Source organism: Paenibacillus sp. FSL R7-269 (genome assembly GCF_000517865.1).
Lineage (GTDB): Bacteria > Bacillota > Bacilli > Paenibacillales > Paenibacillaceae > Paenibacillus_AQ.
The window spans coordinates 1-22,080 of the sequence record NZ_ASPS01000052.1 but is presented as its reverse complement, the minus strand read 5'-3'; the positions used below and the strand labels follow the sequence as shown (position 1 = coordinate 22,080).

Sequence of the window (22,080 nt, the reverse complement as noted above, 5' to 3'; positions counted from 1 at the left end):
TTTACACTTGTGCCTCTTACTTCAAACGTTCTACAAGCTCATCATATTTCGGGCTCTTCAGGAAGTTATCAATCGAGATATGCTCTGCCCTTGGATTGCTGGCAATCGCCCGGTCGGTAAGCGTCTTCTGGGTGACCACGATGTCTGCGTCCGCCGGAATTTCACTGACCGCAGAGTTCGTAACGGTGATGTTCACCCCTGCATTTTGCAGCTTCTTTCTCAGGACCGAGGCGCCCATTGCACTGGAGCCCATCCCTGCATCACAAGCGAAGACGATTTTGTTCACATTGGCTTTGGTGCGGACATTGGAAGCCACCGTTGCAGTTGCAGCAGTCTGCGCTGCCGTACCTGCAGACTTCATGTCTCTCATTCTGGCTTCTGCCGCTTCCAAATCCATCTCTTCTTGATCATTATTCTTGGAAGATCTCAGAAGCACCGCTGCAATCAGGAACGATACGATAGTAGCAACGACTACCCCAGCAATCATTGGAAGATATCCGCCCTTAGGCGTCATTGCGAAGTAAGCAAAGATACTGCCTGGCGAAGGAGAAGCTACCAGACCGGCGCCCAGCATCTGGAAGGTGAATGTACCGGACATTCCGCCGCCGATGACCGCCAGAATCAGACGCGGATTCATCAGGATGTAAGGGAAGTAGATCTCATGAATCCCGCCCAGGAAGTGAATGATAATGGCGCCCGGTGCGGAAGATTTGGCAGAGCCTTTGCCCGCCAGCCAGTATGCCAGCAGGATCCCCAGACCAGGACCCGGATTTGATTCGAGCATGAACAGGATGGATTTGCCGATTCTCTGGGATTCTTCAAGCGCAATCGGTCCCAGTACCCCGTGGTTGATCGCATTGTTCAGGAACAATACCTTGGCCGGCTCAATGATGATGTTGATGAGCGGCAGCAGATTGTGGTTAACCAGGAACTCCACGCCATTTGAGAGGATGTTGGTCAAACCTTGAACCAGCGGCCCAACGCCTTTTAAGGCTCCCAGCGTCAACGCGCCGCCGATGATCCCCAGCGAGAAGTTATTGACCAGCATTTCGAACCCGGCTCTGATTTTGCCGTCCACTGCCTTGTCGAACTGCTTCAGCACCCAGGCAGCCAGCGGACCGACAATCATCGCACCCAGGAACATTGGGATCGTTGAGCCTACGATAACCCCCATGGTTACCAGTGCGCCGATGACAGCACCGCGTTTGCCGTGAACCATCTGTCCGCCGGTGTAACCGATCAAGAGAGGAAGCAGGTAGTTAATGATTGGGCCTACCAGAGCTGCAAGGCTCTCATTGGGATACCAGCCCGTTGGAATAAATAATGCTGTAATCAATCCCCAAGCGATAAAAGCGCCGATATTCGGCATTACCATACCGCTGAGCATACGTCCGAATTGTTGAACCTTCACCCTTGCACCGCCGGATGAAGCTTGTTTCGTTGCCGTTGTGGCCATTTAAGATGCCCCCTTATTGTGATGAACGGGAACCTTCCGCACTGCATTCTGAAAGGTGTTTTCCCTTTGAACACATCGTAAATCAAAGCGCTTTCTTTGTCACCAAATTGAAAACACGGTTTCGGCATGAACGTTGTTGACAACATTTAAGAGCTCCTGCCAAGGGGCTTAAGTCCGGTATCCGCCTTGCTCCAATCGGCCTACAAGCTTCCTCATAGGATGCACAAATTCACGTATAATATCATGTCTTGAATTGTATTCGGTTTATCGCATAGTATCCAAGACAGCAAAGTAACCCCACAAAGTGGGGCTTTAGCGTAGGTGATGATTCAGGTACTTTGCGGGGACCCCAAAACAAAAAGCCGCCCCCCTAAGCGGAGACGGCTATGCCATGCAGCAGCAGTTAAGCTATGATCAAATCATGTCCAACGGAACCTTCCACGACGGCTGGGGAAAAGCATCGTCGAGCTGCCACAGCTCGTCGTCTGTAAGCACAAGCCCCGCAGCAGCCGCATTCTCATTCACGTGCTCACGGGTAGCAGCCTTGGGAATAGCGATGACATCCCCGTCACGGATGGTCCAGGCCAGCAGAACCTGCAGCGGAGTGACCTCATGATTCCGGGCAATCCGCTGCACGGATTCATTCTCGGTCAGCCCTTTTCTCAGCGTTCCCGCCTGTGCCAGCGGAGAATAGGCCATGACAGGAATCTTATGCCCTCTCAGCCAAGGCAGCAGCTCATGCTCAATCCCTCTTGAGCCCAGATGATAGAGCACTTGATTCACTGCGCAGTGATTGCCGCTGGGGATGTGCAGCAGCTCCTGCATATCTGCCGTATCCAGATTGGATACGCCCCAGCGGGCGATTTTACCGGATGCAACCAGTGCCTCCATCCCCTCCACGGTCTCTTCCAGAGGAATATTGCCGCGCCAATGCAGCAGGTACAGGTCCAGATGGTCCGTGCCGAGCCGCTTCAGGCTGGCTTCACAGCTGCTGATCAGCTTAGTGCCGCCTGCATTATGCGGGTACACCTTAGAGACCAGGAATACGCTGTCGCGGATGCCCCGCAGCGCTTCACCTACCAGCTCCTCGGAGCGGCCGTCCCCGTACATCTCAGCCGTGTCAATCAGATTCATGCCCAGCTCCACGCCCTGACGAAGCGCAGCAATCTCTTCTGCCCGGTTCGCCGGCTGGTCGCCAATCCTCCACGTCCCCTGCCCCAGTCTGGGCAGCACAGCTCCGTCATTCAGGCGGATACTCTCAGATACAGGTTTGCTCATATGTGATAAGTCTCCTTATAAGAATAATGTTCTTCCTTACTATACTTACCATAATAGCGCCTGCGAAACATCCGGGTAAGCGTGAAGCTCTGTAAAGTTTCAGCAGCCTCAGCCGATTAGCTTCAGACCCGTTACGGCACCCAGAATCAGCACAATGCAAAGAATTCGCCGCAGATCACGTGCTTCGCCGAAGAACAACATCCCCATGATCGCCGCTCCGGACGCTCCAATCCCTGTCCAGATCGCATAAGCAATTCCCATGGGCAGACTCTCCATCGCCAGAGACAACAGCAGAAAGCTTGCCCCGAAGCCTAGAATCAAAAGACAGAAGGACTGCCAGTTGCGGTTTTTGTACAGCTTGCCAATCATGGCGACCCCGAACATTTCACATATTCCGGCGGTAATCAGCATCACCCATGCCATCTCAATTCATCTCCTTTGCCTGTTCAGGTTCAGCCTGAGCCGGGGTAACCAGCTTCAAGCCGACGACGCCCGCCAGCAGCAGGCCGATCAGCAGCAGCTTCAGCGGCCGCAGCGGTTCACCGAACAGGACTCCACCTGCCAGAACGGTACCCGCTGTTCCAAGTCCGACAAATACAGCATAGACCGTCCCTACCGGCAGCCTGCCGCTAGCCCAAATAAGGGCGTAGAAGCTGATCAGGATAGCCGCTACCGTAACCGCCCATTCCCATGGAGTGGAGGCATGCTTCAGCCCGATGACCCATATCACTTCAAAGCAGGCAGCGCCTGCAATCATGATCCAGCTCTTAGTGTTCTTCTTCATTTCTCCGTCCTCCTGTTTCATAAAATAAGCCCGGAAGGTTATCGTCATTGACTGACGATACCTCCCGGGCTTTTGTCCCTCCGTGTATACACGGATTGGCTTCATCCGTGTGTTCTCCCTCGGACCAGACCAGCGGTGTCTACCTGCTGCGGAACCCTAGAGAACTATTAACTAAATTATTAACTTACATCCTATGTTAGCAAATCACTCTGCCAAAAGCAACTCTCTAGCCGCCGGCGGTCCCGGCTGATGATTAGCCCTTAATGGCCCCCTCGGCAATTCCATGCATAATAAACTTCTGAAAGAACCCATAAATCACAATGACAGGGAGCGCAGTTAAGACAAGTGCTGCCAGGATTAGCGGCCATTCTTTGTTATATTCCCCGAACAAGGTGTTGGTCGACAGAATCAGTGTATATTTGGTAGTATCCGTCAGCATAAGCAGAGGCAACAGGAAATCATTCCAGATCCACAGGAAGTCGAGAATCGCAATAGTCACCGTAATGGGAACCAGCAGCGGAAATATAATCCGCCAGAACGTCTGGAACTCTCCGCACCCATCAATGCGCGCAGCCTCCTCCAGTTCACGGGGAATGGATTTGACAAACCCGTGATACAGGAACACGGCCATATTTACGCCAAGCCCGATATAGATGACCGCCAGCCCGTAAGTGCTGCCGCTGACATGCAGTGCTTTGGCCATGCGGGTCAGCGGAATCATGATCGAGTGAAACGGGACGAGCATGGAAGCGATGAACAGAGAGAAGATAGCGGCGCTCAGTCTGCCGGAGGTCCGGGACAGCTTATAGCCGGCCAAGGCTGCACAGCAGATAATGCCTGCAATTCCGAGCACCGATACAATTACTGAATTAAGCGTGCTGTTCAACAGATGGATTTTGGCAAAAGCCTGGCTGTAATTCTCGAAATGCAGCTTGGTCGGCAGGGCCACGAACGAGCTAAACATCTCTCCCTGGGTCTTCACAGAATTAATAACTGCCAGATAAATCGGGAAAAAGGAGATCAGCGCACCTGCGCAGAGGAACAAGGTGATACAGAAGGAGCTGCCTTTCCTCAGCCTCATGCCTCCACCTCTTTTCTTTTCATAACACTGATTTGAATGAAGGTGAACAGCAGAATGATGATGAACAGAATCACGGATTTGGCACTCGCGTACCCATACCTGAAGTTGTTAGAGAAGGCTTCCTCATAAATATTCATTGTAATGACTTGGGTACTGCGTCCGGGACCGCCGCCGGTGAGTCCATAGACCACCTCGAACACTTTGAATGCTCCATTCAGCGTCAGGAACAGGCAGATGGTCACGGCATGGGTAATCATAGGCAGCGTGACTTTGCGGAAGGTCTGGAAGGGGCTTGCCCCGTCGATCACGGCAGCTTCCTTCAGACTCTGCGGCACACCCTGCAACGCGGCCAGATATATAATCATCATATAGCCGACACCATTCCACAGCGATACGATAATGATCGAATAAAAAGAGACTTTCGGATTCCCGATCCATAGCTGGTCCAGAAACGCCAAAGCAGTCTTCTCCGCCAGCTGCGGCAGCACCTGCGAGAATACGAAGGTCCACATGAACGCGCTGATGATGGTGCTGATCATATTCGGCATGAAGAAGATCGTCCGGAATAAGCCTTTGCTGCGCGTCTTCGTCTCAATTAATACTGCCAGCACAAGCGCGAGAACATTCTGCAAAACAATCATGAACAACACATATTTCAGTGTGAACAGCAGCGCATTTATAAAGTCGGGGTCCTCCCGCAGCACCTCAATGAAATTACCGAGTCCGATAAACGAATAATTGGCGTTCAGACCGTTCCAGTCGGTTAAGCTGTAATACATGCCTCCGATGGTAGGAATCAGCAGAAATATTGAATAAATGATCAATGCGGGTGCGACGAAAGCAAGCAGTGAAGCTATATTTTTATAGCTCTTGACCGGCACAGAATCCGCTCCTCTCCCATAAATATAACTGACCAGGGTGGAGGAAGACAGGCTCACCTGCCTTCCGTTCCAGTGCTTGGCTGCAGCTTATTTATTCACCTTGTTGAAGGATTTCCAGGCCTTGTCAAGTGCCTTCAGGACATCATCCTGCGACACTTGACCGGCATAATAGGCCTGCAGCCCCTTGCCCACTTCATCCTTCACGGATTGCGGGATAGCCGGGTCCTGTACGGATTTGCCTGCTTTGACGTAAGTAGTAGCTTCTGTAATCCAAGGATAGCTCTCATAGGTGTGAACCGTGGCAACCGGATTGAATTTCAGCGCTTGGAACAGGCCGTTCGAAGCCTGATCATCCAGCACATAGTTCAGGAAATCAAGTGCTACCTCCTTGTTCTTGCTGGTTGGCGATAAAGCCAGCGAGGTGGAGGCGCTCAAGTTAATCAGAGTTGCAGCCGGATCATCACTGACGGGAAGCGGAGCAACGCCGAAGTCCAGATCCGGGTTCGATTTGAGAATCGTCTCGGCATACCACGGCCCCATAAGCCACATGGCTCCCTTGCCTGCCGCAAAGGCTGCCGCACCGTCATCGCCGCCTACCTCAGTAGCTTTGTCTGTACCATTCGCATTAATCAGATCAAAGATATCGAAGATGGCCGGCTTCATCTCTGTGAATGACCCTTCATCCTTGTTCATCTTGTCTACAAAATCAGGATCTTGAGTCTTCACCATTCCACCTACGGCCAGCGGAAGCACCAACTGCGGAATCCAGGATTCTTTGTAGGAGAGGACAAACGGCGTAATCTGCTTATCCTTCAGCTTACCGATCACGGTCTTCATCTCAGTCAGTGTGGCTGGCGGAGTCAGTCCCTGCTCGCTGAAGATCTTCTTGTTGTACAAGTAGCCCCAGGAGAGCGTCTCAAGCGGAAGCGCCACAATCTTGCCGTCGGCAGTCGTCACTGAAGGCTTAACGCTGTCCAGCAGCTTGGCGGCAAAAGGCTGGCTGGATAAGTCCTCCAAATATCCGGCTTTATAGTAGGAAGGGATTTCATTGACGGCATGAAGGGCGAAGATATCTGGTGCATCATTAGAAGCAAGCCGTGTCTTCAGGATCTGGGAGGCATTGTCGGCTGTTGGCATTTCCAGTTGTACGGTAACATCTATATTCTTGTCCGCCTTCTCTTTCTTCACGAATTCTGCAATATAGTTGTCATAATGCTCCTTGAAGCGCGGCTGTGCGATGAACATCTTCAGCGTGACACTCTTGGCATTCCCGTTACCGCTCCCTGATTCTTCTCCGGCCGTATTGACCGCACTTCCAGTGTTGCTGCTGCCGCAGCCTGCAAGCAGTGCAGCTGCCAGCAACGTAACCAGCATTCCTTTGCCCATTGTCCCCATACTGTAAGACCTCCCAATGTCTATGTTTGTTAACGCTTTCATTGTATCCTGATTATGAAATCGTTGAATTGGACGGTGTTACCCTTCAGCATTGGACATTTTTAAACCTTCGGACTGCTTTCTCATTTCACCGGGAGCTATACCGAAATACTTCTTGAACACTCTGTAGAAGTAGCCGACATCCTCGTATCCGGCAAGCTCTGCCACCGTCTTGATCGGAATATTCCCGCCTTCCAGCCACTGCTTCGCTTTGTCCATCCGCAGCTGAAGAATAAAATCCGTAACATTGATGCCGTATTCATGCTTGAACACCTTGCTTAAATATTCTTTGCTGACAAAAAACACTCTGGAGAGCCCCTCCAGGGTTACTGCCTCTGCATAATGCCCGCAGATGTACTGCCGGACATCCTCAAGGTTGAGCTTGTTCTTGAACCGGCGCTGCCCGATCAGCTGTTCCAGACTTCCCCCGTACAGCTCCCTTAGCCAGCACTCCAGACTCTCAGGTGTAGCCAGTACCGCATTCGGAATCTCCGTCTTCAGATGTGCATCCTCCAGTCCGTTTCCGCGCAGCAGTTCCTTCAGCAGAAGCAGCATTTCACTGGCGGCCTGCCGCAGCATCCCCGGGCTCTGAATACCGCCCAGCTTCAGCTCCTCTGTAACATTGCCCAGTACTGAATTAACACTGTCTACATTAAGTTCATTGAAGTGAACCTTCATCAGCTGCTTATGGTTGGAGAGAGACCAGGTGATATCAATATCCAGCGTATAGCGCTCCTGTTCTGCACGGATCTCCATCAGTTCCATGCGGCATTTATCCAGCACAGCGTTCAGTTCCCCGGGATCGACAGGCTTCAGTAAGTAATCTACTGCACCGTTCCGCAGTGCACTCTGGGCATATTTGAAATCATCGTAGCCGCTGATCACGATGATCTTAATATCCGGGTACTCTCTATGCAGCGCATTCATCAGCATGACCCCGTCTGTGCCGGGCATACGCATATCCGTGATTACAATATCCGGCTCAAGAGTCCCGGCAAGGCGGAGGGCTTCATTCCCCCCTTCTGCTTCGCCGACGATCTCCATTCCATAGGACTGCCACTCCCCGAAAGTCTTGATCAGTTCACGGTTCCAGCTCTCATCATCCACCACCAGCACCTTGATCATGCTTCATCTCATTCCTCTCCTGCGGGATAGTTAAAGTTACAATAGTGCCCTGGCCATGCCGGCTGGATAACTCAAGTCCGTATCTGCTGCCGAAATGCATCCGTGTCCTCGCAGCCACATTGCCAAGCCCGATCCGCTCCCCCGAGGTCCGGGAGCTGTCTCGACCCTCCAGACTTCTCCGCAGTCCGGCCAGCCGGTCTGCTTCGATCCCGATCCCATTGTCAATGATGTGGATCACCGTATCACCCTCCCGGCAGGTCACCTCCACCTTCAGCTCCCAGGCTCCTTCCTTCGGCTCAAGGCCATGGAAGAAAGCATTCTCTACAATCGGCTGCAGGCTCAGCTTGGGAATCAGACTGGTTAGGGCAGCCTCGTCGACCTCAAGACTGTAGCTGAGGCGGGCAGCAAACCGTTGCTGCTGGATCAGCATATAATCGCTAAGGTGCTTAAGCTCAGCCCGTAGCGGCGCCAGATCATCCGGCTCGCGGATAATATAACGGAACATATCACTGAGGGATCTAAGCACTCCGTAGCTATCTGAGGGACTGTTCATAAACAGCATGCTGCCGATCATCTGCAGTGTATTTTGCAGGAAATGCGGGTTGATCTGCGCCTGCAGCGCCTTCAGCTCGGCACTCTTTTTCTCCAAGGTAATCATGTATTCGTTCTTAATATGCTCACGGATACGGTGGGCCATCTGATCCAGCTTCATCTCAAGCAGGCCGATTTCATCCACCCGGTAACTGGGCCGCGGCCCCCGCTCCTTCATCATGCCGAAGCCCTGGACCGAACGGGCCAGACGTACGATCGGCGTAGCCAGACGCCAGGCCAGCAGAACAGCTAGTAGAACGGCTACCGCCACCGAAATAGCGCCCACAATCAGACCAAACTTCATGGTGTTCATAGCACTTTCGTTGATGAAGCTGGTGGGGAGGACGGTGATCAGCTTCAGGCCTACCGGATCAATAGTGCTGTAGAATACATACTCATGGTCTGCGCGAAAATAGCCTTGGGCCTCCCCGGTCCCGGCGACCCTGCTTAAGATGACTGGAGAAGGTGCTATGCCTGAGGGCTGGTACAATATCTGCCCGTCAGCACTCGCTATTATAACTGTGTCTTCGGCTCCCCTTCTAAGCAAATTCAGTGTCTGGTCCAGCATTCCCCAGCGGATCTGGAGTGCAACCGCCCCCAGCTTCTCCTGATTCTCGAACCGGTTGATGCTGCGGATCAGTTCGAATCTGCCCGGGTCCTTACGGTCGGTTGTAACCGTGAAGTCCCGGTTCTGGTCGAACAGCAGCTTATAGGCCGGCGGAACTGCTTGCAGTGATGCAATATCACTTGAGGAGGCATGAATCGTGAATAGCTTGTTATAGTCCTTCAGATACAACTCGACTCCAATCACATGGTTACCGGCAGAATAGAACAGATTGGTCAATGTATCTATAATGTTCCGCTGGGAGGTGAACTGGCTGGAGAGAGTCTGTTCTTCAGCATTCGCGAGATAATCGCTGAGATGCGGACTGATCAGCACGGTGTAGATCAGATTGTTCAATTGGGCGAACTGGCTGCCGAGATGGATGCCCGTCCATTTCATGTTGGAGAGCGTGGTGCTGATTACCTCTTCCTCCATCGAACGGCGGTTATTCTCTGCGGCTAGCCCTGTAATTGCAATAATCGGTGCTACGGCCAGCACAATCATCGTCAGCATCAGTTTATTGCGGATACTCCGCCGGAAGGGTTCAATGAGCCTTCTCATCCATCGGGCATACATGCTTCACATCAACCCCCCGCTCTTACTTGCCGTATTGTTCCCGAACTGTAGCAAAAAACTAACGCCCGATAACCGAGGGCGCTAGTTGATGTGCACTTACAGCCTGAAGCGGAGTCTTCCGAATCCGCCTATTTCTCTAAAACAATGGTATGGAACGATTCCGCCTCAAGTACAAAGGAGTGCAGCGCGGCACCGTATTCGAGAAGCAGTGTCCTTGACTCCTTATAAGGGTTGGCAATCACCAGGGTCAAGCCGCCCGCCGGTGTGCGGAATGCGGTGGCATGTGCGCTCCACGGGCCGGTCAGTCCGATGCGGACCGAGCCGGACGGGGCGAAGCGGGAGAAATGCTTCATGACATAATACTCGGGGTTAGCCACTGGCAGCCGCGTGGCGGGATCTACCGTCAGCATAGAATTCTGCTCCCAGCCCCAGGTACTTCGGCCATGCGGTGCAAGAACCATGTTCCAGTAAATATAAGCGTTCACGCCATTGGAGAAATAATGCTGGTACAGATTATAGACATACTTGGCATAGAACCATGTATTCTGCCCGTCTCCGCATTCATTCTCTGTCTGCATATATCTAAGCTCAGGGTAGCTCTGCACTGTCCGCTGGATGGCATATTTGCCGGCCCACTGATAGCCGACACCCTTCACATATTTGTAGGCCTCGGGATCACTGAGAACCACGCCTGCGTAGGCGTCATAATCAGAGGTCTTTTGCTTGATTAACTCTTCCCAGGGGTCCGGCGCATTGATCGTGCCGAGCCAGATCTCTGTATCCAGCCCATGGGCCTCGAACGCAGGGCCCAGATAATCACGGATGAATTCTCTAAGCTGCTCTCCGGTCCAGACACAGGAAGGGAATTTCTGGTCAGCCACCACCTCATTCTGTACATGGACCTGGTGAATGGTGATCCCTTCTTCCCGGTAGGCCTGCACGAACTTCACGAAGTACAAGGCATAAGCAGCAAGAATCTCCGGTTCCCACCGCAGCGTACCGTAATTATAAGCCTTCGGGAACTTCATCCAGGTTGGCGGGCTCCACGGGGAGGCGAACAGCTTCAATTCAGGATTGAGTGCCAGCGCCTCTTTGATATATGGAATCAGGTACTTCCGGTCACGTTCAATGGAGAAATGCTCCATCGCATAATCGCCGTCTGTCTCATTATGGCTGTACCATTCCAGGGCATAGTCACTGGCCCCAATTGGCAAACGGCAGATGCTCAGCCGCTGTTCCCCTTGCGGATGAAACAGTGCGTGCATGAGCTTCGCCCGCTCCTCCTCCGGTAAAACAGACATGGCCTCATAACCCAGCTCGTTGAAGCATCCTCCGAAGCCTTCAAGCGTTTGATAGCTGTCCGGTGTAATTGTCAGATTAGGTATCGTTCCGGCAGGTGCTTGTTCCGGCGCTTTCCGTGCCACCCATTGCGCCTGCTCGGAGCTGGTGTACCATTTCAATGCAGATATTGACATCCTTCTAATCACCTCTTTATATGATTACGCTTACATTGTAACGGATTGGCTTCACTGCAGTATTGGACAATTCTAGGGTCTGGTATTGGAGAATATTAATCTGGCTTGCCCCTTCCTAAGCTTAAGGCAGCGGACTGCATATCCCGCTGCCTCTTAGTCTTCCTGCAAGGAGGGCAAGCTCTATGCCTTCCCGCGGGATAGGTTCTACGCCTGTCCCGCCAGCCTGTTCAGCTCCTGCAGATCCGCTTCCAGATCCGCCTCGCTATACTTTCCCTGGCCGAAGCCGATCATGGCGCGCAGCGGCATATATTTCATCATGGCCAGCAGCATCTCCGGATTGTCGCCAAGCACATCCTCCAGCCCGAACACGCTGCTGAAGCTCTTCGCCTTCTCCTCCGTCAGCGGATTGGCGAGCAAATCGCCGACTGTAGTGTTGCGGTGGAAGCGGCCGGACAGCTTCACTGTGGACTCTACCTCAAGCTCCACGCTCAGGCGGATATCGCGTGACGAAGATCCGACAGAGATCTTGAACATCCCGCTCTCTACATGCCAGTCAGCCAGCTTCACATTGTAGTAGGCAAAGGAACGCTTATCCAAAGTAAAGGTTACGATGCGTTCTTCCCCGGGCTGCAGCTCAATCTTGGCGAAGCCCTTCAGCTCCTGCAGCGGACGGATCACACTGCTCTCCACATCGCTGACATAGAGCTGCACGACTTCCTTGCCTGCTCTGCTGCCGGTGTTCTTGACCGTGACCGATACCTGAACGGTATCTGTGTCCTGAATGCGGGTCTGCTCCAGCAGCAGACGGCTGTATTCGAACTGCGTGTAGCTAAGGCCGAAGCCGAAGGGGAACAGCGGCTCTATTTCTTTTTTATCATAATAACGGTAGCCTACGAACAAGCCTTCCTTATACTCCACCGTATCGCCTTCACCGGGGAAGTTCAGGAATGACGGATTGTCGCTCAGCTTCATAGGGAAGGTCTCCGCCAGCTTGCCGCTCGGGCTCACTTCGCCGAAGAGCAGGTCCGCTACCGCACCGCCAAAAGCTTGACCGCCCAAATAGCCTTCAAGCACCGCCTTCGCCCTATGCAGCCAAGGCATCTCGACCGGCGCGCCGTTGCTCAGCACTACAATAATCTCGCTCTGAACCTCGGCCACCGCTTCAATCAGCGCCTTATGGCTCGCAGGCAGCAGCAGATGGCTACGGTCATAGCCCTCCGATTCGTAGCGGTCAGGCAGGCCAAGGAACAGCACAGCTGCATCCGCCTTGGCTGCTGTATCGCAGGCTTCGCGCAGCAGATCAGCATTGATGTCATCGCTCTCCAGCTCATAACCCTGTGCATACAGAAAGCTGGCTGCATCCCCGGCAACGGCCTGCAATTCGGCGAAGGCATCATCCATCCGGGATGGATTCACATGCGAGCTGCCCCCGCCCTGATAACGCGGCTGCTTGGCGAATTCGCCGATCACGGCAATCCGGCCGCTCTTAGCGAGAGGCAGAATTCCGCCTTCGTTCTTCAGCAGCACCATACTCTCCCGGGCCACTTCGCGTGCAAGCTGATGATGCTTCTCCGGGTCGAAGACCGCTTGCGGGTTGCGGTTTTCGACACTTTTGAAGATAAAGGCCAGCATTCGTTCTACCGCGAGATCCAGTGTCTCCATAGCCAATTCGCCGCTTTTCACAGCCGCTACAATCTTAGCGTCCCCAATTCCAGCGCTTGACGGCATTTCCAGCTCCAGCCCTGCCGCCAGCGCCTTCACCCGCTCATTGACCGCTCCCCAGTCCGACACAACGAAGCCTTCGAAGCCCCAGTCCTCACGCAGCACCTTGGTCAGCAGCTCATAGCTCTCGGAAGCATACTCTCCGTTCACCTGATTATACGAGCACATCACACTCCACGGCTGGCTCTGCTTCACAGTGCCTTCGAAGCTGGCAAGATAAATCTCACGCAGCGTCCGCTCGTCAATAACAGCATCTATAGACATACGGCGGTGCTCCTGATTATTGGCAGCATAATGCTTCAGAGAAGTACCGACGCCCTGGCTCTGCACCCCCTTCACATGATTCGCAGCCATCTCTGAGGCCAGGAACGGGTCCTCCGAGAAATATTCAAAGTTCCGGCCATTCAGCGGAGAGCGCTTGATATTATTGCCCGGTCCGAGCAGAACAGCAACATTCTCCACCTGGCATTCCGTTCCCAGCGCCTCACCTACCCGGAAGATCAGGTCGCGGTCCCACGAGGAGGCCAGTCCGGCCGCTGACGGAAAACAGGTTGCCGGCACACTGTTATTCAATCCCAGATGATCTGCGTCACCCTGCTGCTTGCGGAGCCCGTGGGGACCGTCCGTTACCATCACTGATGGAATGCCCAACCGTTCAATGCTTTTGGTATTCCAAAAATCCAGCCCGGAGCAGAGTCCGGCCTTCTCTTCCAGTGTCATTTGCGAAATGAGCTTTTGCAGCTCTGTTACGTCCTTTGCCATTATATAGCCTCCTATGAATACGGTTTCTTGACTTCATTCTATACGACTGTTCCGGCCAATTATGGTACTCTCTTTCGATCTTTGGTATTCTAAGTATACAATTAAAGGGGGCGGCCCATGGCGAAGCTAAACGGGAATGACGAAGATATACAGTACATCTGCAAGCTGATCTACGAAGCTTACCGGGTCCCGGTCTTGCGGCTGGATGAAACGGCTGCGCCCCGTCTAGCCCTGGCACCGGCTGCACTTAACCGCCCTTCCGTTCAGGGAACGGGTGGCCTGCCGGTTGAGGTGATGGAGCTTGTCCGGGGACGCAGCGGGGCGGCAGGACGGGATGCTGAAGAGGATGGGACGCTTAGCGCGGAGGCAGACGGAACGGCTGCTGCGGCCGCTCCCGCGTTACCGCATCTGCACACAACCGGCTTCCTGGAGAGTTTCATTATTCTCCTGCTTCCCGGTACAGGCGGTGCCATCGTCATCGGCCCGGCGCTGAACGCGCCTGTTACCGGTGATAACGCAGCCAGCCTGCTGCGCGACCACAACATCCCGCCTGGACAGCAGGCAAGCTGGCTGGAGTATTACGGCAGCTTGCCTGTGATCAGCCTGACGCGCTGGTATCACGAGGCGCTGCTGCTCTACACGCTTGTCACCGGGCAGGCGATGTCCGTAACGGAGCTGCTGCTGGCGGCGGGTACGCTGGCGGAACCGCTGCATCCGGCGGACGACAGCCCGGATCTGGACTTGTCCTACCGCCGCGAGCATACATGGCTGCACCATGACCCGATGCAGGAACGCGAAATGTTCCGCCATATTACGAACGGGGACAAGGCGGGGCTGCTGCGGACCCATGCTTCTTTTGCCGAAGAGAGCTACGGAAGGTTGTCCCGTAAAAGCCAGCTGCGCAGCAAAAAAAATCTCGCCGTCTCCTCCATCACGCTGGCGACCCGTGCGGCGATTGAAGGCGGACTGTTCTGGGAGGCTGCCTATACCCTGAGTGATTTCCATATCCAGCATATTGAGGAGCTTCGCGATATTCCGGCGGTAGACAGCGCCATGCTGGCCGCTCTATGCGACTTCGCCGATCAGGTAGAGGGCAGCCGCAGCGCAAGACATTCCCGCATCTCCGACCGGTGCCGGAATTATATATACAATCATCTGTATGAGGAGCTTCCGCTCGGCAGACTGGCTGAATACGCCGGAATGAGCGCCAGTTACTTGTCCCAGCTGTTCAAAAAAGAAACCGGCACCGCCATCAGCGACTACATCCAGCAACAGCGGGTCGAAGAAGCCAAGCGGCTGATCCAGCTGCCCGGTATCACGCTATCGGATATCGCTACCCGTCTGCATTTTAACGACCAGAGCTATTTTACCAAGGTATTCAAGAAGTATACCGGCCTCACCCCGAGACAATTCAAACAGCATTCCAGGTAGTTTCCAGAATTATGGTATGATTCAGCTATGGGGGCAATCCTACATTTGGTTAAAGGAGAGGTTCTGCATGATGGGAAGCTTATTATTCACAGGAGCAGTTATCTTCGTTGCGGTGATATTTATTAATCGCAGTAATCGTAATGCGCGGTACAAAAATTACGGCAATAGAACCCGTTCTCACTCTGGAGATCATTATTTCATCACAGGTACCGGGGCCGATGCGGGCAGCTACAACGAAAACAGCCCCCACAAAATCCATCCAGGCACGGACGGGCACAGCGGCGCCAGCCATCATCATGGTCATCACCAAGGGAATCATTCACATAATCATAACCATGGAGGCAGTCACTGGGATAACGGCAGCCACGGAGGCTGGGACAGCGGCGGTCACGGTGGACATGGAGGCGGCGATTCCGGCGGTGGAGATTCTGGCGGCGGCGATTCTGGCGGTGGCGGAGACTAATAGTTAAAATTGTGGAGCCTCCCGGACTCCCAGAAAGCAGCAGTTTGGGAGGCTCCTGTGCTGAGTATGATTACGTGAACGCTTGCTACGATTAGATTATATGCTCGCTACTACAGTAGTTGGATTTTCTCCACTTGCTCATATAAAAATATCCCCTGCCACAACAACAGTTGGAAAAATTACACTTAAATAAACACATGCCACCCAAAGATGTCGAAACTAACAAAATTAAATGACGTTTTTCCACTTACGTCCCTATAATCATCATAAATAGCTAAATTATGATACACTTTTCCACTTGTTTCCTCTCGAAATGGAAGTCATGTGCGCTTCCAATACTCATTACCGCTAAACACCCACCTTCAGCCACACCAATGGGATTTATCCCTTTCATTCCCGCCTACCGCCAACCTTCAGCCACACCCAAAGGGATTTATCCCTTTCATTCCCGCCTATCGCCAACTTTCAGCTAAACCAAAGGGATTTATCCCTCTCATTTCCGGCTTTCGCCAACTTTCAACTAAATCAAAGGGATTTATCCCTCCCATTTCCGGCTTTCGCCAACTTTCAACTAAATCAAAGGGATTTATCCCTTTCATTCCCGTCTATCGCCCACTTTCCACCTCTCCCCCACCAGCACGCCGGACCACTGGGCGGGGTAGGGGCCAACACTCTTAGCCCCCCTATCCCTACATAGCAAAGACACCAGCCTCCGAAGAGTCTGGTGTCTTGCGTACACACTGGTGTCTTTTATCATCATCTGATGTCCAAGCGAATATGCCAGCGCCCACACGATACTACTTCAACCGCAACCTTCTCTACTTCGCAGGAGAGAGAGTAATCGTGAAGGTTTTATCGAACGGGGTCACGAGGTTCACTTGCACGGTTTTGTAGCTCTTAGGCAGGCCGGGTTCCGGGGCTGTTCTGCCGAGATGCGCCATTTCGCCGCCCGTCAGATCGATCCAGTCTCCGCCATAGGCGTACCGGAGCTGTCCTCCGCTCCATTGGAAGTTGTCCTCGTCCAGCGTCTGCAGCTCACCTGAAGTGAAGTTGCCTTCCCAGCCAAATTTGAAGGACAATTGCGCCAGGACCTGGGCAGGCTCCGCGCAGTGCAGCCGGATCGTCCAGCCCGTCTCTGCACGGTGTACCTCTGTCTCCACAGACAACGTCTGTTCATGGGTCAGCGGACGGCTCTGATGCGGCAAAAGATACCACGGACTGACAGCCGTACCCGCTTCCGGCGGGAGAAGTGCTCCCTCCACCGGACCGTAGTAGCCCTTCTTCTGCACGCCCTTCAGCAGATAGCCCTCAGGCAGCCGGGTCATCTCCTGCATCGGCACGAATCCGGGATTGAAGCTGGTATGCAGCTGAACGGCCAGAAGTCTTACAGCACCGTGGCGCATCGCGAAGAACGATGGCGTCTCAGTGATCAGCGTCACGCTGGTCGCCCCGTCTCTAAGCCGTGCTACAGGCGCCCCGAAGTCGGTATGCAGCCGGCTGTGGTAGATCTTCCCCTGGTGACCCGCCGACTCCATTCTTTGCAGATAGCCGTCCCGCAGGAAATCATCGTTCAGGATTTGCTCATACTGCACAGGCAGCTCGGCTGTAACCTCCGGCGGCTGCTGCAGCTCCGGCTCCAACAGCATCCGTACCAGGGCGTTCACCGAGCAGACGCCCGGATTAGACAAGGAGCGTCCAGCCCATTCTGCCATACCGGCCAGCACGGCATCCTTGTCCGAACGGGCAAGAATCGCATACGGCAGATAATAAGGAGACAGATCGTGGAGCACCCCCAGATCCTGCCGCCCGGAATAATCGGTCACGACTTCGCCGGACGGGTGAACAAGGTAGACCATCATGTGCAGGTTCCGGCGCACCGGTTCCAGCAGCTCCGGCTTATCCAGCAGCCGGGCGGCATGAATCAGCATAATATCACTTACGGCGCTGTAGATGCCGTTGCTCCGCTCGGTCCATTCCCCGTCCGGTGTTATATCCATTCCTTCCGCCAGCCATTCATCCGCCCGCTGCCGGGCCTCTTCTCTGCCGAACAGCTCATAGAGAAACCCAAGTGCCGCGCACATTACCCAGCGGTGATTCGGAGTATGGACCCCGCCCGTAAGCATAACGGGGAGGGACTGCTCCAGGAACAGGAGCATGTTGTCCAGCACCGGCTGAAGCGGCGGCCACTCCTGCTTTGCCAGCAGCTGATATAACTGCGCGTAGCCGACCACAACGAAGGCCGTATCCGGCGGCGAATGATAATTCGTCCAGCCCGGGGAGATCGAACCGTCCTGATGCTGGAAGCGCAGTACGAACTCCGTTGCCAGCTTCAGCCGCTCCAGCAGCTCCTCATCCCGGTAATACCGGGAATCCGGGTTCACCAGCGCCGCACCCCAATAACACATGTCCGTCGGGGTGCCGGTGGTGTGATTCACCCAGGCAATCCCCGTATGGGGATCAAGGGTGCCTCCATAATACAGGTTGCTCTGATCCAGCACCTGCCGGGGAATTCCCTCTTCTACTGCTCTGTCATTACTTTCCACCAGTTGCTTATACATTGCGCTTCCTCCTTGCGGATATCTCGGAACTCCCGAAGCTCTCGCCAAATCAGCCTTCTGCCCTATCCCCTGCGCGCCAGCTTGGCTGTAAGCAGACGGTGACTCTCATGAATCTCTTCCGGACGGCAGGCAGCCTTCAGCTCATACACCTTGACCTGTGCCCGCTCAATCATCGGCAGATAGGCATCGTAGAAATCCGGATCTCCGCTGTTCACATAAGGGCACCAGTGGTCGGCAAGGCCGATTGTCTCATGAATATGGACACCGACAATATCATTCATCAGCCCTTCCATTTCCCCTATACTGTCATACAGGCCCAGACGGTCCATCAGAATAGCGTGGCCCGTGTCGTACCAGATGCCTACCGGTGCTCCTTTTAACGCATTGATTATTGTCTTGGCTTCTGCGAGCGTTGGAATCTGCTGCGGCTTGGAGCGGGTCTCGATGCCGAAGCGGATATTCAGCCCCTTGGAGACCGCGCGGTTACACACCTCGTCCAGACTCTCGATAATGGTCTGCACATAGCCTGCACTGTACGCTTCACGCCGCTCCATCAGCTCCGCCCACTTGCTGCGGTAAGCTGCCGAATCCCTGCCCTGCCCCTCGTAGATCTGCTCCAGCTCCCCTGAGATATCATATGGGAACGGTACCTCGCCCGGATGCACTACCACGGCTTCGCCGCCGTAACGCTGAGCGTACTCTGCCGAGCGGACCAGCAGGTCTATCGCCCGCTTCCGTTTTTCCTTGTCCTCGAAGCCCAGCAGGACGGAATCCGTGCCATAATCAGGGTCCGGGACATGGGGGAACGTATTATGCACGCTCGATATGCCGATCTCCCCGCGTTCAACCATCGGCTCGATGGTAACCAGCATGTCCTCCGTCACATTATAATTCAGCTCTACCCTGCGGAATCCCAGCTCCCGGATCTCATTAAGCAATCCATCACCTGTTGTATGACGTCTCATATTCCAGCAGGTTGAGAATGAAAACTCTCCCTTATCCATCTTCTCTGTCTCTCCTCTCGCTGTACCGCAGTGTCGTTAGTTAGCCCTTCACAGCTCCCAGCATAACACCACTGACGAAATATTTCTGCAGCCAAGGATAGACGACCAGAATCGGTACAGTGGCGAACACGACAGTGGCGGCCTTGAGGCTCTCTGCCGGCAGCTTGGTACGGGCCGCCCCCTCCAGGTTCGTCAGTTCAGTGATCATATTGTTCTGAACCATCTGGAAGAGCTTCAGCTGAAGCGGATACAAATCGGGATTATTGATGTACATCAGGGAATCCTGGAATCCGTTCCAGCGTCCCACCGCATAGAAGAGCGCGAGTGTAGCCATAACCGGCATGGATAACGGCAGGACGATTTTCAGCAGGGTGCGGATATGTGAGCTGCCGTCAATCTCGGCCGATTCTTCCAGACTCGGCGGAATGCTGCGGAAGAAGGAGATCAGGATAATCAGGTTGAACGGGCTGACCAGACCGGGCAGAATCAGCGACCATACAGAATCGATCATATGCAGATCACGGATCAGCAGGTATTCAGGAATAATACCGCCGCTGAAGAACATGGTAATGATAATGAGGTACATGAACATAGTACGGCCCTTCAGCTTGCTTTTGGTCAGCGGGTAAGCAGCTGCAACGGTGAACAGCATACATAATACCGTAGTCGCAATCGTCAGGATAATGGTGAAGATCAGCGAGCGGATCATCGCATTGTCGGTGAAGACCTGCACATACGCCTTCCAGTTGATCTCAATCGGGAAAATCGTAACTTCCCCGGAAGTGATAGCCCGCGTGGAGCTGAGGGACACTGCAATAACGTGTACAAACGGAGCCAGGCAGAACAGCACGAACAGTGCAATAAAGGTAACGTTAACGATATCGAATATCCGGTTAGAGGTACGTTCACTCATCGTACTCCGCCTCCTTTCTGTATAATCATAGAATGCCGTCGCCGGTCACTTTTTTCGATATATAATTGGAACCAAGGATGAACACCAGTCCAACCACCGCCTGGAACAATCCAACTACAGTCGCCAGCGTATACTGGCCTGATTCCAGACCAATCCGGTATACGAAGGTACTAAGCACATCGGAGTATTCGCGCACTGCCGTATTCCCGATGATGTAAGGACGATCGAAGCCGATGCTGACCATTTTCCCCAGGTTGAGAATCAGCAGGGTAATAATGGTTGGTTTGATACTGGGCAGCGTAATGTAGAAGATCTTCTTCATCCGGGTAGCCCCATCCACTTCAGCAGCCTCGAACAGCTCGCGGTTGACACCGGTAAGCGCCGCCAGATACAGGATGGTCCCCCAGCCGGCACTTTGCCAGACACCCGTGAACAGGTAAGTAATCAGCCATGGATTTTTTTCGGTCAAAAAAGGAATAGGGTTCAGCCCCATACTCTCCAGTACACCGTTCACCATACCGGATTGGTTGCCGAACAATTGATAGACGATCCCCCCGATAATCACCCAGGAAATGAAATGGGGAATGTAGAGGAGGGTCTGTGATATTTTTTTGAACCATACTGACTTCACTTCATAGAGCATAATGGCCAGAAAGATCGGGGCCGGGAAAGACACTACCAAATCCAGAAAATTCAACAAAAACGTATTGCGCAAACTGCTGTAAAACTCTTTCATGCCAAAGACCTCGCGGAACGCATCGAAGCCGATCCACTCACTGCCGTTGATGCCTTGGAACAGGTTGAAATCCTTAAAGGCAATCTGCACCCCGTACATCGGGCCGTAGCGGAAAATCAGGAAATACATAATGGGCAGTGAAAGCAGCGCGTATAGTTGCCAGTACCTTCTGATGTAAGACGCTTTGCTCAAGTTCCTCTCCTCCTATGGAGAAAAAACCGGGCAGAGCAGCATGCAAGCTCCCCCCGGTTTTCACTTTTTTTTAGTTTATTTGGCTGAAATCTCTGTAAGCGCCTGCTCCAGCTCCGCTTTCAGCTTGTCTCCGCCCAGAGACATGTAGTCCTTCATTTCCTGTTCGAAAATAGTATCGAATTGATCCGGCTTCGCCATCGCGGTCTTCACGATAATCACGTTAAGCTTGTCGCTGAGCGTAGTGCCGTATTTTGATTCTGTTTCAATCGGCTTGCCGAAGACAATAGGACCCACAGTATCTGTGTTTGCAATATCAATAGATTGCTTCAGCGCCTCCTGGTTATTAGCAGGGAAGCCCATAATCCAGGCTTTCTCATTGGTGGCCTGATCGCCGAGGTTCTTACCGTTGGAGATAATCGCGGTGTCCCCGGAAGTGAACAGACGGTCTTGGAATTCCTGAGAAACATCAGCCTTAACTACCGGAATACCATCCACCATATCGTAGTTCTCGCCTTCAACGCCGTTGTAGATGTCAATCAGATTGTTGCCGGTTGCCATCCAGTCAAGGTATTTCACTGCTTCCACCGCACGCTTGCTGCTCTTAGGAATCATGATGTACATACCGTTCGAGGCATAGCGGGATTTGATATACTTATTGTCCACCTTGGCATTAGTGAGGACATCCACCGGCTGCAGCTTGCTGCCCGGTACATTCTTGTAGAGATTCTCCAGCGTACCGTCGGCATAGAACAGACTGTCCACATCCTCGGAGAAGAAGCCGACGTTGCCGTTCTGAATGTCCTTGGACACTTGGGCTTTGTCTTCATCCAGACTGAAGTCCTTGCTGACCAGTCCTTCATTGTAGAGCTTGTTGAGGAACTGTGCCGCATCCTTGAAGCCCTCATGCAGCGGCAGCTCGTAGCGCTGGCTGTAAGTAAGGTCGCCGCTGATCGGCTTGATGAAGGAGTAGATCAGCGTCTCCAGCTGAGCGGAGCCGAGAGACATGCCCATCGG

Annotated in this window: 17 protein-coding genes, 1 pseudogene and 1 riboswitch; of the genes and pseudogenes, 2 read left to right on the top strand and 16 right to left on the bottom strand. The window is 53.4% G+C overall.

Going from position 1 to position 22,080, the window contains the following annotated elements; translation table 11 throughout:
• Positions 1-16 precede the first annotated feature (16 nt).
• The 11 genes from C162_RS22315 to C162_RS22265 form a co-directional block, all read right to left on the bottom strand.
• Complete coding sequence (locus C162_RS22315) at positions 17-1,456, bottom strand: PTS mannitol transporter subunit IICB (protein ID WP_036697899.1); 1,440 nt, start codon at positions 1,454-1,456, stop codon at positions 17-19.
• A 414-nt stretch (positions 1,457-1,870) separates the two neighbouring features.
• On the bottom strand, positions 1,871-2,734 hold the full coding sequence (locus C162_RS22310) for an aldo/keto reductase (protein ID WP_036697896.1): 864 nt from the start codon (positions 2,732-2,734) through the stop codon (positions 1,871-1,873).
• A gap of 108 nt (positions 2,735-2,842) precedes the next feature.
• A complete protein-coding gene (locus C162_RS22305; RefSeq protein ID WP_036697894.1) occupies positions 2,843-3,157 on the bottom strand; it encodes a DMT family transporter in 315 nt (104 codons plus the stop codon).
• A gap of 1 nt (position 3,158) precedes the next feature.
• Entirely contained in the window at positions 3,159-3,518 is a 360-nt protein-coding gene (locus C162_RS22300) for a DMT family transporter (RefSeq protein ID WP_036697978.1), read from the bottom strand.
• A 59-nt stretch (positions 3,519-3,577) separates the two neighbouring features.
• A riboswitch (guanidine-I (ykkC/yxkD leader) is annotated at positions 3,578-3,689 on the bottom strand.
• A gap of 82 nt (positions 3,690-3,771) precedes the next feature.
• Positions 3,772-4,599 carry a carbohydrate ABC transporter permease gene (locus tag C162_RS22295; RefSeq protein WP_036697892.1) on the bottom strand — a complete coding sequence of 276 codons (828 nt, stop codon included), beginning with the start codon at positions 4,597-4,599 and terminating at the stop codon, positions 3,772-3,774.
• On the bottom strand, positions 4,596-5,480 hold the full coding sequence (locus C162_RS22290; protein WP_036697889.1) for a carbohydrate ABC transporter permease: 885 nt from the start codon (positions 5,478-5,480) through the stop codon (positions 4,596-4,598). Before C162_RS22290 ends, C162_RS22295 begins: the two co-directional genes overlap by 4 nt.
• Positions 5,481-5,567: 87 nt before the next feature.
• Complete coding sequence (locus tag C162_RS22285; protein WP_036697887.1) at positions 5,568-6,875, bottom strand: ABC transporter substrate-binding protein; 1,308 nt, start codon at positions 6,873-6,875, stop codon at positions 5,568-5,570.
• A gap of 78 nt (positions 6,876-6,953) precedes the next feature.
• Positions 6,954-8,039: a response regulator transcription factor gene (locus C162_RS22280; protein WP_036697884.1), complete on the bottom strand. Its 1,086-nt coding sequence runs from the start codon at positions 8,037-8,039 to the stop codon at positions 6,954-6,956.
• Positions 8,014-9,810 (bottom strand): sensor histidine kinase, encoded by a 1,797-nt coding sequence (locus C162_RS22275; protein ID WP_036697882.1) that lies wholly within the window; start codon positions 9,808-9,810, stop codon positions 8,014-8,016. Before C162_RS22275 ends, C162_RS22280 begins: the two co-directional genes overlap by 26 nt.
• Positions 9,811-9,938: 128 nt before the next feature.
• The gene (locus C162_RS22270) at positions 9,939-11,285 is read right to left on the bottom strand and encodes a glycoside hydrolase family 30 protein (protein WP_036697881.1); all 1,347 of its coding nucleotides are present in this window, start codon (positions 11,283-11,285) and stop codon (positions 9,939-9,941) included.
• 204 nt (positions 11,286-11,489) lie between these two features.
• Positions 11,490-13,769 (bottom strand): glycoside hydrolase family 3 C-terminal domain-containing protein, encoded by a 2,280-nt coding sequence (locus C162_RS22265; RefSeq protein WP_036697879.1) that lies wholly within the window; start codon positions 13,767-13,769, stop codon positions 11,490-11,492.
• 117 nt (positions 13,770-13,886) lie between these two features.
• Here C162_RS22265 and C162_RS22260 point away from each other — a divergent pair, with 117 nt between their 5' ends.
• Positions 13,887-15,200 carry a helix-turn-helix domain-containing protein gene (locus C162_RS22260; protein WP_036697876.1) on the top strand — a complete coding sequence of 438 codons (1,314 nt, stop codon included), beginning with the start codon at positions 13,887-13,889 and terminating at the stop codon, positions 15,198-15,200.
• A gap of 140 nt (positions 15,201-15,340) precedes the next feature.
• Positions 15,341-15,670, top strand: a complete 330-nt coding sequence (locus C162_RS35565; RefSeq protein ID WP_156949686.1) for a hypothetical protein — start codon at positions 15,341-15,343, stop codon at positions 15,668-15,670.
• Between the two features lie 811 nt (positions 15,671-16,481).
• Here the strand turns inward: C162_RS35565 and C162_RS22250 are convergent.
• The 5 genes and pseudogenes from C162_RS22250 to C162_RS22230 all read right to left on the bottom strand — a co-directional run.
• On the bottom strand, positions 16,482-18,221 hold the full coding sequence (locus C162_RS22250; RefSeq protein WP_036697871.1) for a hypothetical protein: 1,740 nt from the start codon (positions 18,219-18,221) through the stop codon (positions 16,482-16,484).
• Positions 18,222-18,283: 62 nt separating this feature from the next.
• Positions 18,284-19,225 carry a sugar phosphate isomerase/epimerase family protein gene (locus C162_RS22245; RefSeq protein ID WP_036697869.1) on the bottom strand — a complete coding sequence of 314 codons (942 nt, stop codon included), beginning with the start codon at positions 19,223-19,225 and terminating at the stop codon, positions 18,284-18,286.
• Between the two features lie 40 nt (positions 19,226-19,265).
• A complete protein-coding gene (locus tag C162_RS22240) occupies positions 19,266-20,138 on the bottom strand; it encodes a carbohydrate ABC transporter permease (protein WP_036697866.1) in 873 nt (290 codons plus the stop codon).
• 25 nt (positions 20,139-20,163) lie between these two features.
• Positions 20,164-21,003 (bottom strand): ABC transporter permease, encoded by an 840-nt coding sequence (locus C162_RS22235; RefSeq protein ID WP_235218502.1) that lies wholly within the window; start codon positions 21,001-21,003, stop codon positions 20,164-20,166.
• Between the two features lie 138 nt (positions 21,004-21,141).
• Positions 21,142-22,080: pseudogene (locus C162_RS22230) on the bottom strand (extracellular solute-binding protein); the annotation flags it as partial.

Coding starts and splice junctions, on each gene's coding strand:
- C162_RS22315 (WP_036697899.1), bottom strand. CDS start 1,456: ATGGCCACAACGGCAACGAAACAAGCTTCATCCGGCGGTGCAAGGGTG.
- C162_RS22310 (WP_036697896.1), bottom strand. CDS start 2,734: ATGAGCAAACCTGTATCTGAGAGTATCCGCCTGAATGACGGAGCTGTG.
- C162_RS22305 (WP_036697894.1), bottom strand. CDS start 3,157: ATGGCATGGGTGATGCTGATTACCGCCGGAATATGTGAAATGTTCGGG.
- C162_RS22300 (WP_036697978.1), bottom strand. CDS start 3,518: ATGAAGAAGAACACTAAGAGCTGGATCATGATTGCAGGCGCTGCCTGC.
- C162_RS22295 (WP_036697892.1), bottom strand. CDS start 4,599: ATGAGGCTGAGGAAAGGCAGCTCCTTCTGTATCACCTTGTTCCTCTGC.
- C162_RS22285 (WP_036697887.1), bottom strand. CDS start 6,875: ATGGGGACAATGGGCAAAGGAATGCTGGTTACGTTGCTGGCAGCTGCA.
- C162_RS22280 (WP_036697884.1), bottom strand. CDS start 8,039: ATGATCAAGGTGCTGGTGGTGGATGATGAGAGCTGGAACCGTGAACTG.
- C162_RS22275 (WP_036697882.1), bottom strand. CDS start 9,810: ATGTATGCCCGATGGATGAGAAGGCTCATTGAACCCTTCCGGCGGAGT.
- C162_RS22270 (WP_036697881.1), bottom strand. CDS start 11,285: ATGTCAATATCTGCATTGAAATGGTACACCAGCTCCGAGCAGGCGCAA.
- C162_RS22265 (WP_036697879.1), bottom strand. CDS start 13,769: ATGGCAAAGGACGTAACAGAGCTGCAAAAGCTCATTTCGCAAATGACA.
- C162_RS22260 (WP_036697876.1), top strand. CDS start 13,887: ATGGCGAAGCTAAACGGGAATGACGAAGATATACAGTACATCTGCAAG.
- C162_RS35565 (WP_156949686.1), top strand. CDS start 15,341: ATGCGCGGTACAAAAATTACGGCAATAGAACCCGTTCTCACTCTGGAG.
- C162_RS22250 (WP_036697871.1), bottom strand. CDS start 18,221: ATGTATAAGCAACTGGTGGAAAGTAATGACAGAGCAGTAGAAGAGGGA.
- C162_RS22245 (WP_036697869.1), bottom strand. CDS start 19,225: ATGGATAAGGGAGAGTTTTCATTCTCAACCTGCTGGAATATGAGACGT.
- C162_RS22240 (WP_036697866.1), bottom strand. CDS start 20,138: ATGAGTGAACGTACCTCTAACCGGATATTCGATATCGTTAACGTTACC.
- C162_RS22235 (WP_235218502.1), bottom strand. CDS start 21,003: ATGTATTTCCTGATTTTCCGCTACGGCCCGATGTACGGGGTGCAGATT.